Origin of the sequence: Pseudomonas sp. SORGH_AS_0211 (assembly GCF_031453455.1) — a bacterium.
Classification (GTDB): Bacteria; Pseudomonadota; Gammaproteobacteria; order Pseudomonadales; family Pseudomonadaceae; genus Chryseomonas; species Chryseomonas aestiva.
Map to the genome: position 1 here is coordinate 2639706 of NZ_JAVIZV010000001.1, position 20372 is coordinate 2660077.

Here is a 20372-nt window from a genome sequence, read left to right on the forward strand (position 1 = left end):
GGGGGAAGCCGACCCCGATGTCGGGGTCGGCCGAGAGACTGTCAGCCGAGTTCGGCCAGCAGCTTCTCCCACTCCTTGGTTTCCTTCTTGGAAGGCGCACCCAGCAGCTCGACCGCCTGGCGCAGGCGGAAGCGGGTGAGGTCCGGACCGAGGATCTCCATGGCATCCAGCACCGAGACCGAACTGGCCTGGCCGGTGATGGCGGCGAACAGCAGCGGCATGACGTCGCGCAACTTGAGCTGCTGGTGCTCGGCGACCGCCTGGATCACCGCAGTGATGCGTTCCTTGTCCCACTGGCGCAGGGCTTCGAGCTTCCACAGCAGCAGCTGCATGACCAGCCGCACCTGGTCGGCGGACAGCTTCTTGTGCTGGAACAGCGCCGGATCCAGATTCAGGGCGCCGCTGAAGAAGAAACCGGCCAGCGGGGCGATCTGGCTGAAGGTCTCGACCCGCTGTTGCACCAGCGGGGCGATCTTGAGCAGGTACTCGGGATTGAGCGCCCACTGCTGCACCTCGGCGGCGAAGCGCTCGGGGCTCAGCTCGCGCAGCCACTGGCCGTTGAGCCAGGAGAGCTTCTCGACGTCGAAGATCGGACCGCCCAGGGAGACGCGCTGGAGGTCGAAATGCTCGACCATCTCGTCCAGGCTGAATTTCTCGCGCTCGTCAGGCATGGACCAGCCCATGCGGCCGAGGTAGTTGAGCATGGCTTCGGGCAGATAGCCCATGCGCTGATAGAAGGTGACCGAAGTGGGATTCTTGCGCTTGGAAAGCTTGCTCTTGTCGGGATTGCGCAACAGCGGCATGTAGCAGAGCTGCGGCTGCTCCCAGCCGAAGTATTCGTAGAGCTTGATCAGCTTGGGCGCCGAGGGCAGCCACTCTTCGCCGCGCAGGACGTGGGTGATGCCCATCAGGTGGTCATCGACCACGTTGGCGAGGAAGTAGGTGGGCAGGCCGTCGGCCTTCATCAGCACCTGCATGTCCATGCGATCCCAGGGGATCTCGACCTCGCCACGCAGCAGGTCGGGAACGACGCAGACGCCCTCTTCCGGGACCTTCATGCGGATCACATAGGGCTGGCCGGCGTCCAGGCGTTGCTGCACCTCTTCCGGGGTCAGCCGCAGACCGCGACCGTCGTAGCGCGGGGTCTCGCCCCGCGCCTGCTGTTCGGCGCGCATCTGGTCGAGTTCTTCCGGGGTGGCGAAGCAGAGGAAGGCATGACCCTTCTCCACCAGCTCCCGGGCGTACTTCCAGTAGATCTCGCCACGCTCGCTCTGCCGGTAGGGGCCATGGGGGCCGCCGACGTCAGGGCCCTCGTCCCACTCGATGCCCAGCCAGCGCAGGGCGTCGTAGATCTGCTGTTCGGATTCGCGGGTGGAGCGGACCTGGTCGGTATCCTCGATACGCAAGATGAACTGACCGCCGTGCTGACGGGCGAAGCAGAGGTTGAACAGGGCGATATAGGCGGTACCGACATGCGGGTCGCCGGTGGGCGACGGCGCGATGCGCGTGCGAACGGTGGTCATCGGCTTTCTCGAAAAACGCGAAGGGACAAAGGCGGAATGGTAGCAGCGCCAGCCCTGGCGCTGCCAGTTGGAGCGGACCTAGACCTGAACCAGACGCTCGCGCAGGGCCTGGATCTCGTCGCGCAGCTGGGCGGCGGACTCGAACTGCAGGTCGCGCGCCAGTTGCAGCATCTTCTCTTCGAGCTGACGGATGCGCTTGCCGATCTCGCTCGGCGAGCGCAGTTCGGCGGCGTATTCGCCCTGGTCCTCGGCGGCCTTGGCCATCCGGCGCTTGCCCTTGGCACCCGGGGCCGCGGCGCCTTCCATGATGTCGCGGATGTCCTTCTTGATGCCCTGGGGCACGATGCCGTGCTCTTCGTTGAAGGCCAGCTGCTTGTTGCGCCGCCGCTCGGTCTCGTCGATGGCGCGCTGCATGGAGCCGGTCATGTTGTCGGCGTAGAGGATGGCCTTGCCGTTGAGGTTGCGCGCCGCCCGGCCGATGGTCTGGATCAGCGAGCGTTCTGAGCGCAGGAAGCCTTCCTTGTCGGCATCGAGCACCGCCACCAGGGAAACTTCCGGCATGTCCAGGCCTTCGCGCAGCAGGTTGATGCCCACCAGGACGTCGAAGGTGCCCAGGCGCAGGTCGCGGATGATCTCCACCCGCTCCACGGTGTCGATGTCGGAGTGCAGGTAGCGCACCCGTACGTCGTGGTCGGCCAGGTAGTCGGTGAGGTCTTCGGCCATGCGCTTGGTCAGGGTGGTGCAGAGCACCCGCTCCTCCTGGGCCACGCGCAGGCGGATCTCGGAGAGCAGGTCGTCCACCTGGGTGGTGGCCGGACGGATCTCGATGATCGGATCGACCAGGCCGGTGGGTCGCACCACCTGCTCGACCACGCGGCCGGCGTGTTCTTCCTCATAGGGACCGGGGGTAGCCGAGACGAAGATGGTCTGGGGCGCACCGGCTTCCCACTCCTCGAACTTCAAGGGCCGATTGTCCAGCGCCGAGGGCAGGCGGAAGCCGTACTCCACCAGGGTTTCCTTGCGCGAGCGGTCGCCCTTGAACATGGCGCCGATCTGCGGAACGGTGACGTGGGATTCGTCGATCACCAGCAGGGCGTTGCTCGGCAGATAGTCATAGAGGGTGGGGGGCGGCTCGCCCGGACCGCGCCCGGACAGGTAGCGGCTGTAGTTCTCGATACCATTGCAATAGCCCAGCTCGAGGATCATTTCCAGGTCGAAGCGCGTGCGCTGCTCCAGGCGCTGGGCTTCGAGCAGGCGATTCTGGCTGCGCAGCCATTCCAGGCGATCGGCGAGCTCCAGCTTGATGTTCTCGATGGCGCCCAGCAGGGTCTCGCGCGGCGTGGCGTAGTGGGTCTTGGGATAGAAGGTGAAGCGCGGCAGCTTGCGGATCACCTCGCCGGTGAGGGGATCGAAGGCCGACAGGCTTTCCACCTCGTCGTCGAACAGCTCGATGCGCACCGCTTCGAGATCGGATTCCGCGGGGAAGATGTCGATGACGTCGCCGCGTACCCGGAAGGTGGCGCGGGCGAATTCCATGTCGTTGCGGCTGTACTGCAACTCGGCCAGGCGACGCAGGATGGTGCGCTGGTCGATGCGGTCGCCGCGATCCAGGTGCAGGACCATCTTCAGGTAGGCCTCGGGACTGCCCAGGCCGTAGATGGAGGACACCGAGGCGACGATGATGGCGTCCTTGCGCTCCAGCAGCGCCTTGGTGGCGGACAGGCGCATCTGCTCGATGTGGTCGTTGATGGACGAGTCCTTCTCGATGAAGGTGTCCGACGAGGGCACATAGGCTTCCGGCTGGTAGTAGTCGTAGTAGGAGACGAAGTACTCCACCGAGTTGTTCGGGAAGAAGGCCTTGAATTCGCCATAGAGCTGGGCGGCCAGGGTCTTGTTCGGCGCCAGCACCATGGTCGGGCGCTGCACCTGGGCGATGACGTTGGCGATGCTGAAGGTCTTGCCGGAGCCGGTCACGCCGAGCAGGGTCTGGTGCGACAGGCCCGCCTCCAGGCCTTCCACCATCTGGCGAATGGCTTCGGGCTGGTCGCCGGCCGGGGTATAGCGGGTGGAGAGCTGGAATGCGGACATGGCTGCCTCAGTAGCGCGGAAATGCACGGACGACACCGCGCTGGCCGGGGGCCAGGGCGATGCGGGCGAGGAAAAAGCTGGAACCACCCAGATGAGGTCGCAAGCGCCCTTTTGCAATCCACCTACGCCGCCGCACGTCAGGAAAGCTCCGACGGAGGTCGGGTCGCGATGGCGCCTGCAGGGGGCTATACTTCCGCTTCCTGAGCGTTCCGCCCTTCCCTTCACCCCTCATTCGAGCCCCTGCCCCATGAGTTTGTTCTCCGCCGTCGAAATGGCACCCCGCGACCCCATCCTTGGCCTGAACGAGGCCTATAACGCCGATGCCCGTCCGCACAAGGTCAATCTGGGCGTGGGGGTCTACTACGACGAGCAGGGCCGCATTCCGCTGTTGCGCGCCGTGGCCGAGGCCGAGCAGCAGCGCGTGGCCGCCCAGGCGCCGCGTGGCTACCTGCCCATCGAGGGCATCGCCGCCTACGACCAAGCCGTCCAGCACCTGCTGTTCGGCGCCGAGTCGAGCCTGGTGCGCGAAGGCCGTGCCATCACCGTGCAGGCCGTTGGCGGCACCGGCGCGCTGAAGATCGGCGCCGACTTCCTCAAGCGGCTGCTGCCGGATGCCGTGGTCGCCATCAGTGACCCGAGCTGGGAAAACCACCGTGCGCTGTTCGAGGGCGCCGGCTTCCCCGTGCAGAACTATCGCTATTACGACGCCGCCAGCAATGGCCTGAATCGCGCAGGTTTCCTGGCCGACCTCCAGGCGTTGCCGGAGCGCTCGGTGGTGGTGCTGCACGCCTGCTGCCACAACCCCACCGGCGTGGATCTGCAGCCGGCCGACTGGCAGGCGGTGCTGGACGTGGTCAAGGCGCGCAACCTGGTGCCTTTCCTCGACATCGCCTACCAGGGCTTTGGCGACGGCATCGAGGAAGACGCCCAGGCAGTACGCCTGTTCGCCGACTCCGGCCTGACCTTCCTGGTCTCCAGCTCCTTCTCCAAGTCCTTCTCGCTGTATGGCGAGCGGGTCGGCGCCCTGACCCTGGTCAGCGAGAGCCGCGAGGAAAGCGCCCGGGTGCTGTCCCAGGTCAAGCGCGTGATCCGCACCAACTACTCCAACCCGCCGACCCATGGCGCCACCATCGTCGCCAGCGTGCTGAGCAATCCCGAGCTGCGCGCCCTCTGGGAAGCCGAGCTGGGCGAGATGCGCCAGCGTATCCGCACCATGCGCAACGCCCTGGTTGAAGGCCTGGCCGCGGCCGGTGCCACTCGCGACTTCGCCTTCGTCAACGCCCAGCGCGGCATGTTCTCCTATTCCGGCCTCACCGCCGAACAGGTCGAGCGGCTGAAAAGCGAATTCGGCATCTATGCGGTCAGCACCGGACGCATCTGCGTGGCGGCGCTGAATGAACGCAATCTGCCGCCGACCGTCCAGGCCATCGCCGCCGTCCTGAAGGGCTAAGACGGCGCTTCCGGCAGCGCCTTATCAAGGTGCTGCCGAGGCTTGACTTCCCGTTATCTATCAGTAAGATACGCCCCGTTGTTCCGCGATAGCTCAGTCGGTAGAGCAAATGACTGTTAATCATTGGGTCCCTGGTTCGAGTCCAGGTCGCGGAGCCAAAATCTGAAAAGCCCGTAGCGGGTAACCGCTACGGGCTTTTTCATGGGCACAATCCGTCTGCTACCGGGACCCTGCAGAGGGCCTAGGCGTAGTGCGATCGCCTCCCGGGCGGCGGGCAACTGCGGTGCAGCGCCTCCAGATCCCAGGGTTTGGGCAGAAAGGTCACCTGCGCGGCGCGAGCGGGATTGTCGTCGCAATAGCCCGAGGTGATGACGATGGGCAGATTGGCCTGCCGCCCCCGCGCCTGTAGCGCCAGGTCGACGCCGCTCAGGATTCCCGGCATGCGCACATCGGTGAAGAGCAGATCCAGCTGCGGCTGCTCGTCCTGCAGAAAGGCACAGGCCGCATCGGCGCTGCCGAAGGCGTGCACCTGATAACCCAAGTCCTCGAACAGTTCCCGCAACAGGTCCAGCAGGATGGGCTCATCTTCGGCGACCAATACGCGCTGGCGATTCATGAGCGGATCCTGTGATGGTTAAGACGTAATCTTTTGACAATAATGTTTCACTGCCGTCCTGACCTGTACGACCAAGGGCACCCTGTACAAGAAAAAGGCCCCGTCCCGCGCAGAGCCAGCACTTTCGCTCAGGAAGGTGCAGGCCTTGTACAGGAAATCGCCGTCGAGCCGGACAGAGCCACCTTTGGTGCCACCATCCGCCCAAGCGAGACGGCTTTGCGTTAAGCTGGCGCCGCCGCCGTCTACCCCGCAGGTCAGAGCCTTGGATCCGTCGTCTCGTCGTCACTGGAGCAGCGATCTCAGCAGCAGGATCCGCGCTCGTCCGGCACTGGCCTACAGCCTCGCCTTGCTGGCGTTCGCCCTGGCCCTGGCGGCACGCTTCGCCCTGGTGGACGTCCTGATGCAGGGCTTTCCCTACCTGACCTTCTTTCCCGCCGTCATCCTGACCGCCTTCTTCTGCGGCAGCCGCGCCGGCACCCTGTGTGCCGTGCTGTCCGGACTGGCCGCGTGGTATTTCTTCATTCCGCCGGGCTGGACCTTCGACGTAGGGCCCCAGGGTGCCCTGGCACTGGCCTTCTATGTGGTCATCGTCAGCGTCGATATCGTGCTGATCCATTACATGCACACGGCCAGCGCCCGGCTGCGCGCCGAACAGCAGGTGATCCACGACCTCTACAACGTCCAGACGACGATGTTCCAGGAGTTGCAGCACCGGGTCGCCAACAACATCCAGTTCATCGCCTCGCTGCTCATGCTGCAGCAACTCAAGTTGCCCGGCGACAGCCAGGCATCCCAGGCCCTGGAAGAAGCCCGTTCGCGGCTGGAGAGCATCTCGCGCATCCACCGGCGCCTGCACGACCCCGCCGATGCCGATCAGCCGGTGGCCCATCACCTGCAGTTGCTGACCAGTGATCTGCTGGCCGCCGCGGGACAGGCCAATGTCTCCTGCGCCATCACCGCCGAACCGCTCAATTTCGACCTGCCCCGCCTGACCACCCTGTCGATGCTGGTGGCGGAGGTGGTGACCAATTCCCTCAAGCACGCCTTCGACGCCAGCCAGCGTGGCCTGATCAGCATCAGCCTGCAGCGCGGCGACGATCAGCGCCTGCTGTTGCGGATCGCCGACAACGGTCGGGGCATGCCGCAGCAATTCAATCCGCGCACCAGCCAGCGCCTGGGCTTCAAGATCATCAAGAGCCTGGCCGAACAGCTCGGCGGCGAGGCGCACTACCGCAACGACAACGGTACCGTGGTCGAGGTACAGCTGGCAGCCTAGGGCATGGCCTCCACCCGCGCCGGGCTAAAACCCTATACAATGCGCGGCTTTTCCAGCCAGGTGCCCCGCCATGACCGCTTTGCCGCCCTGCCCCCTCTGCGCTTCCGAATACACCTACGTCGATGGCGATCAGCTGATCTGCCCGGAATGCGCCCATGAATGGACGCCCGGCGACGCCGGTACCGCGGCTGAAGCCAAGGTGATCCGCGATGCGGTCGGCAATACCCTGCAGGACGGCGATACCGTCAGCGTGATCAAGGATCTCAAGGTCAAGGGCTCGTCGCTGGTGGTCAAGGTCGGCACAAAGGTCAAGAACATCCGCCTGGTCGACGGCGACCACGACATCGACTGCAAGATCGATGGCATAGGTGCGATGAAGCTCAAATCCGAGTTCGTCAAAAAGGTCTGATCGTCGTGCCGGGGTGTTCCCTGGCGGAGCGATGCCCTACCCTTGAGGCTCTTTCCCTCCTGCCAAGGACTCTCCATGTCTCAGCGCTTCCTCCGCTCGGCCCTGTTCCTCGCGCCCCTGCTGCTCGCCGGCCAGGCCTTCGCCCAGTTGGCGCCTGCCAACGCCCAGGAACCCCAGCCATCGGTCACGGAGAAGTATGGCGACTGGCAGGTGATCTGCCGCATCGCCCGCAACGCGGACCGTTCCGCGCAGCTGTGCGCCATCACCCAGCAGAAGGATAGCGCCAAGGGCCAGCGCATGCTGGTCACCGAGTTGCGCCCCAATCGTGAAGGCGTGGACGGTATCCTGGTGCTGCCCTTTGGCGTGGCGGTGACCAAGCCGATCTCGCTGCAGATCGACAAGCGCAGCCTGGAGAATCGGCCCTTCCACACCTGCATCCCCCAGGGCTGCGTGGTACCGGTGGAATTCGTCGGAGACGTCTTCAAGCAGTTGCAGCGCGGCGGTCGCCTGACCGTGACCACCCCGGTCGCCAACGGCGAGACCGCCAGCGAAAGCCTGTCGCTCAAGGGCTTTTCCAAGGCCTATGACCGCGCCAAGGAACTGACCAAGCCGCTGTAAGGACCGCTAGTCTGGCAAGGTCGCTGCCGGGTGCTGCGCCGTGCCGCTGGCGGCGGCGCGCTCCACGGCGGCCACCAGCGCCAGGGTACGGGCGGCATCCTCGGCACTGACCAGGGGGGCCTCCACGCCCCGCGCGACCCGCACGAAGTGCTCCAGCTGCAGCCGCAGGGCCTCGTCCGGGGCCGCGGCCCGCAGCTCTGTTGCAAGCGGCTGGTGCCAGCCGGCGCCCGGCTCGGCATAGCGCCAGAGGCGCAGCTGCGGCACGCTCAGGGCGCCTTCGGTCCCGGCGAAGAGGTAGCAGGGCTGGTCCGGCTGGTGGGGATAGACCGGATTCTCGCCACTGGTGAGCTCCCAGCTCCAGGGCGCGACGGCGCCGTCACTGGCGGTGAGACTGCCCAGGGCGCCGCTTTCGAATTGCAGGCTGATCACGGCGCTGTCGGCATTGGCGTAGCCGCGCAGGGCGTTGTCGGCGAAGGCCTGGACCTGGCGCACCTCGCCACAGAGATGACGCAGCAGGTCGAGGTCGTGGATCAGGTTGATGAGCAGCATCCCGGCCCCCGCTTCGCGGCGCCAGGCACTCTCGAAATAGCTCTCAGGCTTCTGCAGTTGCCACAGTGCGGTGACGGTGACCAGGCGGCCGATGGCGCCCTGACGCAGCAGCTCGCGGGTCCGCGCGATCAGCGGATTGTGACGACGATGATGACCGACCAGCAGTGGCACGCGCCGGTCGCGCTGGGCGTGCAGCAGCTGAGCCACCTCTTCCGACGTGGTCCCCACTGGCTTCTCCAGCAGCAGCGGGATACCGAGGGCCAGGCAATCCAGGGCGGTGGCGACGTGCAGGGCATTGGGATTGGCGACGATCACCGCTTCCGGGCGCACGGTTTCCAGCAGCTGGCGATGATCGCGGAAATGCGGCACGGCCCATTGCGCGGCCAGCTCGGCCGCCATCGGATCGGGGTCGGCCAGGCCGCACAGCCGGGCACTCGGCACGGCTTGAAGATGATGCAGGTGCTGGCGGCCCATGTTGCCGGCGCCGATGAGGGCGATGCGCAAGGCAGCGACCATGAGAGAACCCCTTGTTATGGTTGTCGAGGTCTCTCGACTCTAAGGGACACCCGGTCGAAGGCGCTACTGCACCGGCAGGAAATTGATGAACAGCAGGCTCTGGGCGTAGTTGACGCCGATGCGCCGGTAGCGCTCGTCCAGCAACTGGGCGAGCAGGTCCAGCCGGGCGACGATCTTGCCGAACTCGGTGGCGAAGCTAAGGTTGCTGCCCTCCTCCGAGATCTCGTTGGCGAACAGCAGCGGTTCGCCCTCGGCGTTCTTGCGCTGGCCGAGCAGCCAGGTGGCCTTCTCGATGTTGCGGGCCGCGTTGTTGACGAAGCGCGCATTCACCACATCGGTGATGTAGAACTCGGTGCGATTGCCGTGGGCCGCGATGATCATGCTGCCGATGGCATAGATGAAGGCACCGACGCGGTCGCCGCGGTAGTCGTCGTCGAGCGCGTAGCTCAGGGCCGCCACGTCCTTGCGTCCGCCCAGCGCAGGGAGGCTGCGCCGCTGCTCGATGGCCAGGCGGATCTCGCGCTCGGCGCTGGCGGCATCGGGCAGGCCGGTCTTCTTCCATTCGGCCGGATTGCGCAGGTAGAGCTTGTTCATCAGCCGATAGAGGCTCTGCAGATTGGCCTGCATGGCGAGGGTAGCCATGCGGTCGGAGCTGGTCTGCAGGAATTCGCTGGGACGGGTCTTGCCGAATTGCCGGGCGATGTCCTGGGCGGACTGGCTGCTACAGCCGGTCAGGCTCGCGAGCAGGAGGCCGATCACACACCCGAGACGGGCGACGGCTGTGAAGGTGGAGGCAGGCATGGGGACTTCGGCGGCTGGGGGCAGCCGAAGGGTAAGGCCTTCCCTGGCCGACCTGCTGTGCGGCAGGCCAAGGAATGGACGTTCTAGCGGTCAGCCGTTGCTGGGGAAGGCGAATTGCGAAGCCTCCTGAGCCTCGCGTTGCGGCCAGCGCTGGGTGATGGTCTTGCGGCGGGTGTAGAAGCGCACACCGTCGGGGCCGTAGGCATGGAGGTCGCCGAACAGCGAGCGTTTCCAGCCGCCGAAGCTGTGGTAGGCCACCGGCACCGGCAGCGGCACGTTGATGCCGACCATGCCCACCTCGATCTGGTCGGCGAACAGCCGCGCCGCTTCGCCGTCGCGGGTAAAGATGCAGGTGCCGTTGCCGTACTCGTGGGCGTTGATCAGGGCGATGCCCTCTGCCAGGCTCTTGACCCGCACCACGCAGAGCACCGGACCGAAGATCTCTTCCTTGTAGATGCGCATCTCCGGGGTGACCTGATCGAACAGGCAGCCCCCGAGGAAGAAGCCTTCTTCGTGGTCGGCAACCTTGAGACTGCGGCCGTCCACCACCAGCTTGGCGCCCGCAGCCACGCCGTCGACGACATAACCGGTGACCTTGTCCAGGTGCGCGCCGGTGACCAGCGGGCCCATGTCCAGGCCGCACTGGGTGCCCGGGCCGACCTTCAGCTTCTCGATCTCCGGCACCAGTCGGGCGATCAGGGCATCGGCGACCTGGTCACCGACGCAGACCGCCACCGAGATGGCCATGCAGCGCTCGCCGCAGGAGCCGTAGGCAGCGCCCATCAGGGCATTGACGGTGTTGCCCAGGTCGGCATCGGGCATGACCACCGCGTGGTTCTTGGCGCCACCCAGGGCCTGGACGCGCTTGCCCTTGGCGGTGCCGCGGGCATAGATGTATTCGGCGATAGGGGTCGAGCCGACGAAGCTCAGCGCCTTGACCTCGGGAGCATCGATCAGGCCGTCCACGGCTTCCTTGTCGCCATGCACCACGTTCAACACGCCCTTGGGCAGACCGGCTTCCTCGAACAGCTGGGCGATGGCCAGGGTGGAGCTGGGATCGCGCTCGCTGGGCTTGAGGATGAAGGTGTTGCCGCAGGCGATGGCCAGCGGATACATCCACAGCGGCACCATGGCCGGGAAGTTGAAGGGGGTGATGCCAGCCACCACGCCCAGGGGCTGGAAGTCGGACCAGGTGTCGATGCTCGGACCGGCGTTGCGGTTGTATTCGCCCTTGAGCAACTCGGGCGCGGCAGTGGCGTATTCGACGTTCTCGATGCCACGGCGCAATTCGCCGGCGGCGTCTTCCAGGGTCTTGCCGTGCTCTTCGCTGATCAGCTGCACCAGGCGCTCTTCGTTGCTTTCCAGCAGCTGCTTGAAGCGGAACAGCACCTGGGCGCGCTTGGCCGGCGGGGTGTTGCGCCAGGCCGGAAAGGCGGCCTGGGCGGCGTCAATGGCCTGCTGCAGGGTGGCCGCATCGGCCAGGGGCACTTCGCGGATGACCGCACCCGTGGAGGGGTTGTAGACCGGTGCGCGGCGGCTGCCACCGTCGACCAGCTGGCCGCCGATGAGATGCTTGAGGCTCATGAAGGGACTCCTTGTACGAGGGATGGGCGCTCCCGCCGGGGAGCGCCGGAAAGGGGATCAGTCGAGGCGATTGAGGACATCACCGACCGCGGCGAAGACGCGGTCCAGGTCTTCGATCCTGGCATTGAAGGTGGGCCCGAACTGCAGGGTGTCGCCACCGAAGCGCACATAGAAGCCGGCCTTCCACAGGGCGATGCCGGCCTCGAACGGGCGGATCACCGCATCGCCGTCGCGCGGGGCGAGTTGCAGGGCACCGGCCAGGCCGCAGTTGCGGATGTCCACCACATGCTTGGCGCCCTTGAGGCCATGCAGCGAGGCTTCGAACTTGGGCGCCAGCTCGGCGGCCTGTTGCACCAGACTCTCACGTTCCATGAGCTCCAGCGCCGCCAGGCCCGCGGCACAGGCCACCGGATGGGCCGAATAGGTGTAGCCATGGGGAAACTCGACCATGTGCTCAGGCGTGGCCTGGTTCATGAAGGTGTCGTAGATGGCGCTGCTGGCGATCACCGCGCCCAAGGGCACGGCGCCGTTGGTGACCTGCTTGGCCACGTTCATGATGTCCGGCGTCACGCCGAAAAATTCGGCGCCGGTGTGACGGCCCATGCGGCCAAAGGCGGTGATGACCTCGTCGAAGATCAGCAGGATGTCGTGCTGGGTGCAGATCTCGCGCAGGCGCTGCAGATAGCCCACCGGCGGCACGATCACCCCGGCCGAACCGGACATGGGCTCGACGATGACGGCCGCGATATTGGAGGCATCGTGCAGCTCGATCAGCTTGAGCAGCTCGTTGGCCAGCTCGACGCCACCGGTCTCGGCCATGCCCCTGGTGAAGGCCATGCCCGGTTGCAGGGTATGGGGCAGATGGTCGACGTCCATGAAGGAGCCATACATCTTCCGGTTGCCGCCGATGCCGCCCAGGCTGGTGCCGGCGATGTTGACGCCGTGGTAGCCGCGAGCCCGGCCGATCAGCTTGGTCTTGGCCGGTTGACCCTTGATGCGCCAGTAGGCCCGCGCCAACTTGACCGAGGTGTCGGCGCTCTCGGAACCCGAGCCGGTGAAGAAGACATGGTCCAGACCCGCCGGGGTCAGCTCGGCCATCTTTTCGGCCAGCTGGAAGGACAGCGGATGGCCGTACTGGAAGCCCGGCGAATAGTCGAGGGTGCCCAGCTGACGCGCCACGGCCTCCTGGATCTCCTTGCGCGAATGACCGGCGCCGCAGGTCCAGAGCCCGGAGAGGCTGTCGTAGATGCGCCGACCCTGGTCGTCGATCAGCCAGCTGCCTTCGGCGGCCACCACGATGCGCGGATCCTTCTGGAAGGCGCGATTGGCGGTGAAGGGCATCCAGTGGGCACGCAGGTTGAGCTGGGCGGCGACAGGTGGGGAAACGGTCAGCGGCTGGTTCATGACGGGGCCTCGGGCGGTGACGGTGAGCCTGCAGAGTGCGCCCAGTCTTGCGTGAGTTAAATGGTTTTTTTCTCGCACATAGGCATCTAAATCCTTACCCAACATTCCGTTTTAAACGGCGGTCGAGAACGATTGGCGAGGGAGAACGACTTCACCTCATCCGGTCGCGAATCGCCTGAAAGCCCCTTTCTAAACACGATTATCCATGCCAACTTGGCACTACTGAAACATCTTGAAACCAACGAATTTGATTAGTAATCAGTAACTTGCTTGAAACACTTTAAGCTGGCCGCCTGCCACCGTAGTCCCGTGGCGCCGAGGCACCCTCGCCTCACCTCTCTTCCCGGCGCGTAGTCCAGCCGGGCGCGGTAGCCTGTCCGCCGTCTCTGCCGCGTAGCCCACTTTCCGCTTTTGCCAACCCGTGCCCCTCTCCCGAGGCAGAGCGCGCGGTTCAGCTATTCCTCAAGGAAACCTCTCCCATGCTGATTCAGCTCAACTGGATCCGCGGCCTGGCGGCCGTTCTCATCGTTTTTCACCACATGACCGTGGGCAGCTACCAGACCACCGAGCACCAGCAGATCGCCCTGAATCTGCTGTCGCTGGAAACCACCTGCATCTTCGTCGCCCTCTCGGGCTTCTTCTTTCGCTACAACCTCGGCAAATACAGCTACCAGGTCTATCTGGGCAAGAAGCTGCAGAACGTCATCCTCCCCTATCTGCTGATCTCGATCCCCGCCGTGCTGCTCTATGTCTCCGGACTCAAGCAGGAACACGAGTGGATCGACATGAACGCCTTCCATGACTGGCCGCCCTTCGCCCAGACCGCCCTGCTGCTGGCCACTGGCGCCCACCTGGGTCCGCTGTGGTTCATTCCGGCGCTGACGCTGATCTTCCTGCTCGCGCCGGCCCTGGAGTGGATCGTCAAGCGTGGCCTGCTACCGGCGGCGACCATGGTCGGCCTGCTGTATTTCCTGGTATCCGATCGCCCGGCCAATGACGCCGATCCGCTGCTGGCGGCACTGCATTTCCTGCCGATCTACCTCTGCGGCATGCTGGCCTGCGAACAGCGCGAGCGACTGCAACGGCCCCAGGCGCGTTACTGGCTGCTGGCGGCCTTGGTGCTGATGAGTGGCGCGGCAGTGCTCGACAGCGCCTTCTACGGGCTGCAGAAACTGGCACTGTGCCTGTTGCTGTTCGCTGTCTTCAGCCAGAAGGTCAAGGCACCGGGATACGCCGAGAGCCGCCTGACCAAGGGCATGGCCCTGCTGGGCGCCTACAGCTTCGCCATCTACTTCCTGCACGGCTATCTCGCCGGCGCCTATCGCGTGCTGGGTCGCCTACTGGGTGAGCAGAACTTCGCCCAGTACCTGGGCACCCGCCTATGCCTGACGCTGATCACCCTGCTCTGCTGCATCGCCGCGGTCTGGGTGGTCAAGCAGGTCACCCGGCAGCGCAGCCGGGTCCTGATCGGCGCCTGAAACCGGTCGCTGGCGCCGCTCCCGACGGCGCCTTATGCTGTCCCGCATTTGCGGTGGCAGCCATGAAGACGACGCGCAAGGCCCTGCTCGCCCAGGTCGGCGATTTCGAGATCCGCCTGCTGCGACTGTTCAAGACGGTGGTGGAATGCGGCAGCTTCACCGCCGCCGAAGGCCGGCTGGGCATCACCCGCTCGGCCATCAGCCTGCACATGAACGACCTGGAAAAACGCCTCGGCATGCGCCTCTGCCAGCGCGGACGCGCCGGCTTCTCCCTGACCGACGAAGGCCGCGAGGTGCTCAAGGCCAGCCAGTCGCTGTTCGCCGCCCTGGAAGGCTTTCGCAGCGAGGTCAACCAGCTGCACCAGCACCTGCGTGGCGAGCTGAACCTGGGCATCATCAACAATCTGGTGACCCAGCCGCGCATGCGCATCACCCATGCGCTGGCCGCGCTCAAGCGCGCCGCGCCGGGCGTGGTGGTCAACATCGGCATGACCCTGCCCGGCGAGATCGAGACCGGCGTGCTCGACGGCCACCTGCACCTGGGCGTGCTGCCGCTGATCAATGCCCTGGCCGGGCTGGACTACCTGCCACTCTACGAAGAGCGCGCCCTGCTCTATTGCAGCCGCAGCCATCCACTGTTCGAGGTGGCCGACGCGGCGCTGGACGACGGCCTCCTGGCCGCTCAGGACGCCGTCGGCCCCAATCACCTCCTCAACCAGGACGGCCACGAGCGCCATGCCGCGCTGAACTGCACGGCACGCGCCTCGGATCGCGAAGGCGTGGCCTTTCTCATCCTCACCGGCTGCTACATCGGCTACCTGCCCGACCACGTCGCCCAACCCTGGGTGACCCAGGGTCAGTTGCGCGCCCTGAATCCCGAGCGCTTCCACTTCGACACCACCCTGGCCGCCGTTACCCGCAAGGGCCGGCGACCGAATCTGGTGCTGGAGCGCTTTCTCGAAGCCCTGGCCGAGACCGTCTAGTTGGCGCTGCGGGTCGGGCGGACGACGATCTCGTTGACGTCCACGTCGTCCGGCTGCTCGAGGGCGTAGCGTACCGCGCGGCCGATGGCGTCGGGTTGCAGGGCAATGGCGCGATAGTCGTCCATCATCGCCCGCGCCGCGGGATCGGTGATGGTGGAAGCCAATTCGCTTTCCACCACACCCGGGTGGATGCAGGTGACCCGCAGATCGTCGCGCTCTTGGCGCAGTCCCTCGGAGATCGCCCGCACCGCGTGCTTGGTGGCGCAATAGACCGCCGCCGTGGGCACCACCGACAGCGCACCGATGGAGCCCAGGTTGATGATGTGCCCGGCGCCACGAGCGGTGAATTCCGGCAGCACCGCGGCGATGCCGTTGAGCACGCCCTTGATGTTGACGTCGACCATCTGCATCCACTCTTCGGTCTTGAGCGAGGCCATGGGCGACAGCGGCATGATCCCGGCGTTGTTGACGATGACGTCCACCCGCCCCCAGCGCTCGCGAGCCGCCTGGGCGAAGGTGGCCACGTCGGCGCTGTCGGTGACGTCCAGCCGGCGGCAGGCGGCCTCGCCACCCGCGGCGTTGATCTCGGCCGCCAGGGCCTCCAGCCGTTCGCTGCGGCGTGCGCCGAGCAACAGCTTGCAGCCGGCCGCGCCCAGTTCGCGGGCGATGCCCGCGCCTATGCCACTGGAGGCGCCGGTGATGAGTACGACCTTGTCGATAGCCATGTAGTGTTCCTCTTGAAGGGAGTGGTTTGCCTGGACGACCTGCTGGTCGGCTGCGTGCCCTTCCAGGCTTGCCACTACCTTAGCGAAGGCTCATTGTCGTGATAATTCCCCTGATCTTGACTGCCATAGTTAGCCGGACTTACCAATGCACACCGATCTGAATCTGCTCAAGGTCTTCGTCGTGGTGGCCACCGCCGACAATTTCCGCGTGGCTGCTGATCGCCTGGGCGTCAGCCGCTCTGCGGTGAGCCAGGCCATCCGCCGTCTGGAAGACGAACTGGGCAGTTCGCTGGTGCAGCGCACCACCCGCAGCGTGCGCCTGACCGAGGCTGGCGAACGCCTGCAACGGCAGATTGCCGGCCCCCTGGCCGGTCTGCTGGGCGCCCTGGAAGACGCCAGCCACGCCGGTCCACCACGAGGGTTGTTACGGGTCGCGGTCACGTCCATCGCCGAACGCTTTCTCGATGGGCCGCTGCTGGCCAGCTTCGTCGAGGCCTATCCTGAGGTGACTCTGGACATCACCGTCACCGACGAGGAATTCGATATCGTCGCGCGTGGTTTCGATGCCGGCGTACGGCTGGGCGAGGTGATAGAGCAGGACATGATCGCCATTCCGGTGACCGGACCGCAGCGCGAAGTGGCGGTGGCGACCCCTGGCTATTTCACCCGTCATGGCCGGCCCCGGCACCCGCGCGAACTGGCGGATCATCGCTGCATCGGCTGGCGCCCGGCCCCGGAAGTGGCGCCCTGGCGCTGGGAATTCAGCGAGAACGGTCGCGCCTTCGATGTGGCCGTCGCGCCACGGATCACCACCAACGACATGCTGCTGATGGTGCGCACCGCCCTGGCCGGAGGCGGCATCACCTTTGGCATGGAGGACACCTTCCGCCCCTATCTGGCGCGGGGTGAAGTGGAGCGGGTGCTGGAAGACTATCTGCCGCCCTTTCCCGGCTTCTACCTCTACTATCCGAACCGCCACAACCTGGCGCCCAAGCTGCGGGCGCTGGTGGAGCATGTGCGGGGGTATCGGGAGGAGAACGAGGGGTAGGCCGGAGGAGAGGGACGCCCGCCTGACCCCGCGTAGGGTGGAAAACGGCGCAGCCTTTTCCACCTGGTGCGAGAGCGAGCCATGTTGGGCTTCGGCGATGGAGCCGCCTCAACCCAACCTACGCGTCTTGTAGGTCGGGTTGCGCGCAGCGAAGCCCGACATCACCCACCAGACCGTAGCGTGGAAAACGGTGCAGCCTTTTCCACCCGGTGCGAGAGCAAGCCATGTTGGGCTTCGGCGATGAAGCCGCCTTAACCCAACCTACGCGTCTTGTCGGTTGGGTTGAGCGCAGCGAAGCCCGACATCACCCACCAGACCGTAGCGTGGAAAACGGTGCAGCCTTTTCCACCTGGTGCGAGAGCAAGCCATGTTGGGCTTCGGCGATGAAGCCGCCTCAACCCAACCTACGCGTCTTGTAGGTTGGGTTGAGCGCAGCGAAGCCCAACATCACGAACCAGACCGTCGCGTGGAAAACGGCCCAGCCTTTTCCATCTGACGTGAAGGCAGGCCATGTCGGGCTTCGGCGATGGAGCCGCCTCAACCCAACCTACGCGTCTTGTAGGTTGGGTTGAGCGCAGCGAAGCCCAACATCACCCACCAGACCGTCGCGTGGAAAACGGCGCAGCCTTTTCCACCTGGTGCAAGAGCGAGCCATGTTGGGCTTCGGCGATGGAGCCGCCTCAACCCAACCTACGCGTCTTGTAGGTTGGGTTGAGCGCAGCGAAGCCCAACATCACCCACCAGACCGTCGCGTGGAAAACGGCGCAGCCTTTTCCATCTGATGCGAAGGCAGGCCATGTCGGGCTTCGGCGATGGAGCCGCCTCAACCCAACCTACGCGTCCTGTAGGTTGGGTTGAGCGCAGCGAAGCCCAACATCACCCGCCTGCCTGCCAGCAGCTCTCCAGAATCCACCGATCGATGGCCTGGGCCAGGCCGTCTTCCTGGTTGCTGGCGGTGACCCGGTCGGCCGCCTCCCGCACCGCCGCCCCGGCCTGGCCCATGGCGATGGCCAGACCAGCCTGGTGGAACATGGGCACGTCGTTGCTGCCATCGCCGATGGCCGCGGTGCGCGCCACGGGCACGCCCGCAGCCTGGGCCAGTTCGATGAGGGCATCGCCCTTGTTGGCCTTGGGATGGGTGATGTCGAGGTAATAGAGCTGGGAGCGCAGTACCGTGGCGCCCTCCCCCAGCCGCTCGCCCAGCTCACCCTCCAGGGCTTCGAGGCCGGCGTGATCGCTACCGGCGGCAACGATCTTGTCGACGCGATCCAGGTAGGGTTCGAAGGATTCCACCACGGTCGGCCCATACCCCAGCGCCCGAGTCTCACGCGGAACGTAGGCGCCCTGTCCATCGCGCGTCAGCCAGAGGTCGTCGGCGAACAGCCAGATCTCGAAGGCTTCACGGTCCAGGCGGTCCAGCACCTGACGGGTGACCTGCTCCGCCAGGCGATGGGCGCGGATCAGGGTACCGTCCGCCTCCACCAGATTGCCGCCATTGAAACCGGCCACCGCCTGATGAATGCCCAGTTGCCGTACCAGCGGCAGCAGCGCCCGCGGCGGGCGGCTGCTGACCAGGGTGATGGCCTTGCCGGCCGCCTGTAGCCGTTTGACGGCGGCGATCACCGCCTCGCTCAGGCTCTTGTCGTCACGCACCAGGGTGCCGTCGATATCCGACACCAGCAGGTCGATGGGGATCAGGTCAGCGGATGCCATGAGCGGCCGTCCTTCTGCAGGAGTTCATCGGCACCGGCGGGACCGGCACTGCCCGCGGCGTAGCTTTCCACCGCGCCGCCCTGTTGCCAGGCGTCGAGGATGGGTTGCACGGCGCGCCAGCCGTTCTCGATGTTGTCGGCGCGCTGGAACAGGGTCTGGTCGCCGATCAGGGAATCGTAGATCAGGGTTTCGTAGCCGGTGGAGGGCTGCATCTCGAAGAAGTCGCTGTAGGCGAAGCCCATGCGGATGTTCTCCAGCTCCACCAGCGGTCCCGGGCGCTTGGCGTGGAAGTCGAACCACATGCCTTCGTCGGGCTGGATCTGGATGATCAGGTAATTGGGCCGCATCCGGTCGATCTTGGTATCGCGGAATTGCGCATAGGGCGCGTGCTTGAAGCAGATGGCGATCTCGGTATCGCGCGCGGTCAGGCGCTTGCCGGTGCGCAGGTAGAAGGGCACCCCGGCCCAGCGCCAGTTGTCGACGAACAGCTTGAGTGCCACATAGGTCTCGGTCTGGCTCTGCGGATCGACCCGCTCTTCCTCGCGATAGCCTTTGACGGGCTTGTCGTTCATCGTCCCGGCGGTGTACTGGCCACGTACCGAATTGGCCAGGGCCTCTTCGGGGGTCTGGGGACGGATGGCGCCGACCACCTTGGCCTTCTCGTCACGCACCGAGGTGGCATTGAAGGATGCCGGCGGCTCCATGGCGACCATGGCCAGCAGCTGGAACAGGTGGTTGGGCACCATGTCCCTCAGGGTGCCGGTCTTCTCGTAGAAATCGCCGCGCGACTCCACGCCCACGGTCTCGGCCGCGGTGATCTGCACATGGTCGATGTAGTGATTGTTCCAGAACGACTCGAACAGCGCATTGGAAAAACGGCTGACCAGGATGTTCTGCACCGTCTCCTTGCCCAGGTAGTGGTCGATCCGATAGATCTGCTTTTCTTCCATGTTCGCCAGCAGGCGCTGGTTGAGCGCCTGGGCACTGGCCAGGTCGGCACCAAAGGGCTTTTCCACCACCAGTCGGCGATAGGCGTCTTCACGCTCCTCCAGCAGCCCGGCCTTGCCGAGGCGCTCGGCCACGTCGCCAAAGAAGCGGGCGGCGGTGGCCAGGTAGAAGACCGCGTTGTCGGTGTCGGCCTGGGCGATGCGCTCGCTTACCGCCTGATAGGTGGCGTCTTCGAGGAAGTCACCCTGCAGATAGTGGATGCGCCCGCGCAGCTGGCCCCACAGATCGGCATCCAGCGCCTCGTCCCGGGACTTGCCCTTGGCTTCGGCCTGATCGCGGATGAAGGCTTCCAGCCGGTCGGCGAAACCTTCGTCGGTGTTGGGGTTGTGGTCGACACCGATGATCTGGGTACGGTCGTCGAGCAGACCGTCACGCAGGAGGTTGTACAGCGAGGGGATCAGCAGTCGTTTGACCAGATCGCCATTGGCGCCGAACAGAAAGAGCGTGGCTGGCGGCGCGGTGGGCGCCTTGGTGCAGGAGCGGCGCTCCTGGGCGGCGGTGCTGGGAGTAACGGCAGGAGAATCGGTCATGACAGGGCCTTATCCACGAGGGCGGCTGATGCCGTCCCCCGGGACGCGGCCCG

The 20372-nt window shown here is 65.6% G+C and carries 17 protein-coding genes and 1 tRNA gene; 8 read left to right on the top strand and 10 right to left on the bottom strand.

Going from position 1 to position 20372, the window contains the following annotated elements:
• Positions 1-41: 41 nt before the first annotated feature.
• Both gltX and uvrB read right to left on the bottom strand, forming a co-directional pair.
• Positions 42-1523 carry a glutamate--tRNA ligase gene (gene gltX, locus QE393_RS12270; RefSeq protein WP_310043741.1) on the bottom strand — a complete coding sequence of 494 codons (1482 nt, stop codon included), beginning with the start codon at positions 1521-1523 and terminating at the stop codon, positions 42-44.
• 78 nt (positions 1524-1601) lie between these two features.
• Positions 1602-3611: an excinuclease ABC subunit UvrB gene (uvrB, locus tag QE393_RS12275; RefSeq protein ID WP_273807644.1), complete on the bottom strand. Its 2010-nt coding sequence runs from the start codon at positions 3609-3611 to the stop codon at positions 1602-1604.
• 247 nt (positions 3612-3858) lie between these two features.
• Here uvrB and QE393_RS12280 point away from each other — a divergent pair, with 247 nt between their 5' ends.
• On the top strand, positions 3859-5061 hold the full coding sequence (locus QE393_RS12280) for an amino acid aminotransferase (protein WP_285386296.1): 1203 nt from the start codon (positions 3859-3861) through the stop codon (positions 5059-5061).
• Between the two features lie 82 nt (positions 5062-5143).
• Positions 5144-5219 (top strand) — tRNA-Asn (locus QE393_RS12285).
• Between the two features lie 83 nt (positions 5220-5302).
• On the opposite strand, the gene QE393_RS12290 is transcribed toward QE393_RS12285, so the two are convergent.
• Positions 5303-5677 carry a response regulator gene (locus tag QE393_RS12290; RefSeq protein WP_310043743.1) on the bottom strand — a complete coding sequence of 125 codons (375 nt, stop codon included), beginning with the start codon at positions 5675-5677 and terminating at the stop codon, positions 5303-5305.
• Positions 5678-5939: 262 nt separating this feature from the next.
• Between QE393_RS12290 and QE393_RS12295 the strand changes: the two genes are divergently transcribed.
• The 3 genes from QE393_RS12295 to QE393_RS12305 all read left to right on the top strand — a co-directional run bounded on the left by QE393_RS12295 (position 5940) and on the right by QE393_RS12305 (position 7980).
• Entirely contained in the window at positions 5940-6953 is a 1014-nt protein-coding gene (locus QE393_RS12295; protein ID WP_273807647.1) for a sensor histidine kinase, read from the top strand.
• A 70-nt stretch (positions 6954-7023) separates the two neighbouring features.
• Positions 7024-7362: a zinc ribbon domain-containing protein YjdM gene (locus tag QE393_RS12300; RefSeq protein WP_310043745.1), complete on the top strand. Its 339-nt coding sequence runs from the start codon at positions 7024-7026 to the stop codon at positions 7360-7362.
• 75 nt (positions 7363-7437) lie between these two features.
• Positions 7438-7980, top strand: a complete 543-nt coding sequence (locus QE393_RS12305) for an invasion associated locus B family protein (RefSeq protein ID WP_310043747.1) — start codon at positions 7438-7440, stop codon at positions 7978-7980.
• Positions 7981-7986: 6 nt separating this feature from the next.
• Here QE393_RS12305 and QE393_RS12310 read toward each other — a convergent pair whose 3' ends face one another.
• The 4 genes from QE393_RS12310 to QE393_RS12325 all read right to left on the bottom strand — a co-directional run bounded on the left by QE393_RS12310 (position 7987) and on the right by QE393_RS12325 (position 12834).
• Positions 7987-9045: a Gfo/Idh/MocA family oxidoreductase gene (locus tag QE393_RS12310; protein WP_310043748.1), complete on the bottom strand. Its 1059-nt coding sequence runs from the start codon at positions 9043-9045 to the stop codon at positions 7987-7989.
• A gap of 63 nt (positions 9046-9108) precedes the next feature.
• Positions 9109-9846 carry a hypothetical protein gene (locus tag QE393_RS12315; RefSeq protein ID WP_310043751.1) on the bottom strand — a complete coding sequence of 246 codons (738 nt, stop codon included), beginning with the start codon at positions 9844-9846 and terminating at the stop codon, positions 9109-9111.
• A 90-nt stretch (positions 9847-9936) separates the two neighbouring features.
• On the bottom strand, positions 9937-11430 hold the full coding sequence (locus tag QE393_RS12320; RefSeq protein WP_310043754.1) for a CoA-acylating methylmalonate-semialdehyde dehydrogenase: 1494 nt from the start codon (positions 11428-11430) through the stop codon (positions 9937-9939).
• A gap of 57 nt (positions 11431-11487) precedes the next feature.
• Complete coding sequence (locus QE393_RS12325; RefSeq protein WP_273807653.1) at positions 11488-12834, bottom strand: aspartate aminotransferase family protein; 1347 nt, start codon at positions 12832-12834, stop codon at positions 11488-11490.
• Between the two features lie 479 nt (positions 12835-13313).
• Here QE393_RS12325 and QE393_RS12330 point away from each other — a divergent pair, with 479 nt between their 5' ends.
• Together QE393_RS12330 and QE393_RS12335 are read left to right on the top strand one after the other, a co-directional pair.
• A complete protein-coding gene (locus tag QE393_RS12330; RefSeq protein WP_273807654.1) occupies positions 13314-14312 on the top strand; it encodes an acyltransferase in 999 nt (332 codons plus the stop codon).
• 62 nt (positions 14313-14374) lie between these two features.
• Positions 14375-15295, top strand: a complete 921-nt coding sequence (locus tag QE393_RS12335) for a LysR family transcriptional regulator (RefSeq protein ID WP_273807656.1) — start codon at positions 14375-14377, stop codon at positions 15293-15295.
• Here the strand turns inward: QE393_RS12335 and QE393_RS12340 are convergent.
• Entirely contained in the window at positions 15292-16020 is a 729-nt protein-coding gene (locus QE393_RS12340) for an SDR family oxidoreductase (protein ID WP_273807658.1), read from the bottom strand. The two genes, QE393_RS12335 and QE393_RS12340, sit on opposite strands and share 4 nt — an antisense overlap.
• A 145-nt stretch (positions 16021-16165) precedes the next feature.
• Between QE393_RS12340 and QE393_RS12345 the strand changes: the two genes are divergently transcribed.
• Positions 16166-17068, top strand: a complete 903-nt coding sequence (locus QE393_RS12345) for a LysR family transcriptional regulator (protein WP_310043757.1) — start codon at positions 16166-16168, stop codon at positions 17066-17068.
• A gap of 876 nt (positions 17069-17944) precedes the next feature.
• On the opposite strand, the gene QE393_RS12350 is transcribed toward QE393_RS12345, so the two are convergent.
• Together QE393_RS12350 and zwf are read right to left on the bottom strand one after the other, a co-directional pair.
• Positions 17945-18781 carry an HAD family hydrolase gene (locus QE393_RS12350; RefSeq protein ID WP_310043758.1) on the bottom strand — a complete coding sequence of 279 codons (837 nt, stop codon included), beginning with the start codon at positions 18779-18781 and terminating at the stop codon, positions 17945-17947.
• On the bottom strand, positions 18763-20319 hold the full coding sequence (gene zwf, locus QE393_RS12355) for a glucose-6-phosphate dehydrogenase (protein ID WP_273807661.1): 1557 nt from the start codon (positions 20317-20319) through the stop codon (positions 18763-18765). The genes QE393_RS12350 and zwf overlap by 19 nt, the downstream gene beginning before the upstream one ends.
• Positions 20320-20372 lie beyond the last annotated feature (53 nt).

Coding starts and splice junctions, on each gene's coding strand:
- QE393_RS12300 (WP_310043745.1), top strand. CDS start 7,024: ATGACCGCTTTGCCGCCCTGCCCCCTCTGCGCTTCCGAATACACCTAC.
- QE393_RS12315 (WP_310043751.1), bottom strand. CDS start 9,846: ATGCCTGCCTCCACCTTCACAGCCGTCGCCCGTCTCGGGTGTGTGATC.
- QE393_RS12320 (WP_310043754.1), bottom strand. CDS start 11,430: ATGAGCCTCAAGCATCTCATCGGCGGCCAGCTGGTCGACGGTGGCAGC.
- QE393_RS12330 (WP_273807654.1), top strand. CDS start 13,314: ATGCTGATTCAGCTCAACTGGATCCGCGGCCTGGCGGCCGTTCTCATC.
- QE393_RS12340 (WP_273807658.1), bottom strand. CDS start 16,020: ATGGCTATCGACAAGGTCGTACTCATCACCGGCGCCTCCAGTGGCATA.
- gltX (WP_310043741.1), bottom strand. CDS start 1,523: ATGACCACCGTTCGCACGCGCATCGCGCCGTCGCCCACCGGCGACCCG.
- QE393_RS12290 (WP_310043743.1), bottom strand. CDS start 5,677: ATGAATCGCCAGCGCGTATTGGTCGCCGAAGATGAGCCCATCCTGCTG.
- uvrB (WP_273807644.1), bottom strand. CDS start 3,611: ATGTCCGCATTCCAGCTCTCCACCCGCTATACCCCGGCCGGCGACCAG.
- zwf (WP_273807661.1), bottom strand. CDS start 20,319: ATGACCGATTCTCCTGCCGTTACTCCCAGCACCGCCGCCCAGGAGCGC.
- QE393_RS12335 (WP_273807656.1), top strand. CDS start 14,375: ATGAAGACGACGCGCAAGGCCCTGCTCGCCCAGGTCGGCGATTTCGAG.
- QE393_RS12350 (WP_310043758.1), bottom strand. CDS start 18,781: ATGGCATCCGCTGACCTGATCCCCATCGACCTGCTGGTGTCGGATATC.
- QE393_RS12280 (WP_285386296.1), top strand. CDS start 3,859: ATGAGTTTGTTCTCCGCCGTCGAAATGGCACCCCGCGACCCCATCCTT.
- QE393_RS12305 (WP_310043747.1), top strand. CDS start 7,438: ATGTCTCAGCGCTTCCTCCGCTCGGCCCTGTTCCTCGCGCCCCTGCTG.
- QE393_RS12310 (WP_310043748.1), bottom strand. CDS start 9,045: ATGGTCGCTGCCTTGCGCATCGCCCTCATCGGCGCCGGCAACATGGGC.
- QE393_RS12345 (WP_310043757.1), top strand. CDS start 16,166: ATGCACACCGATCTGAATCTGCTCAAGGTCTTCGTCGTGGTGGCCACC.
- QE393_RS12325 (WP_273807653.1), bottom strand. CDS start 12,834: ATGAACCAGCCGCTGACCGTTTCCCCACCTGTCGCCGCCCAGCTCAAC.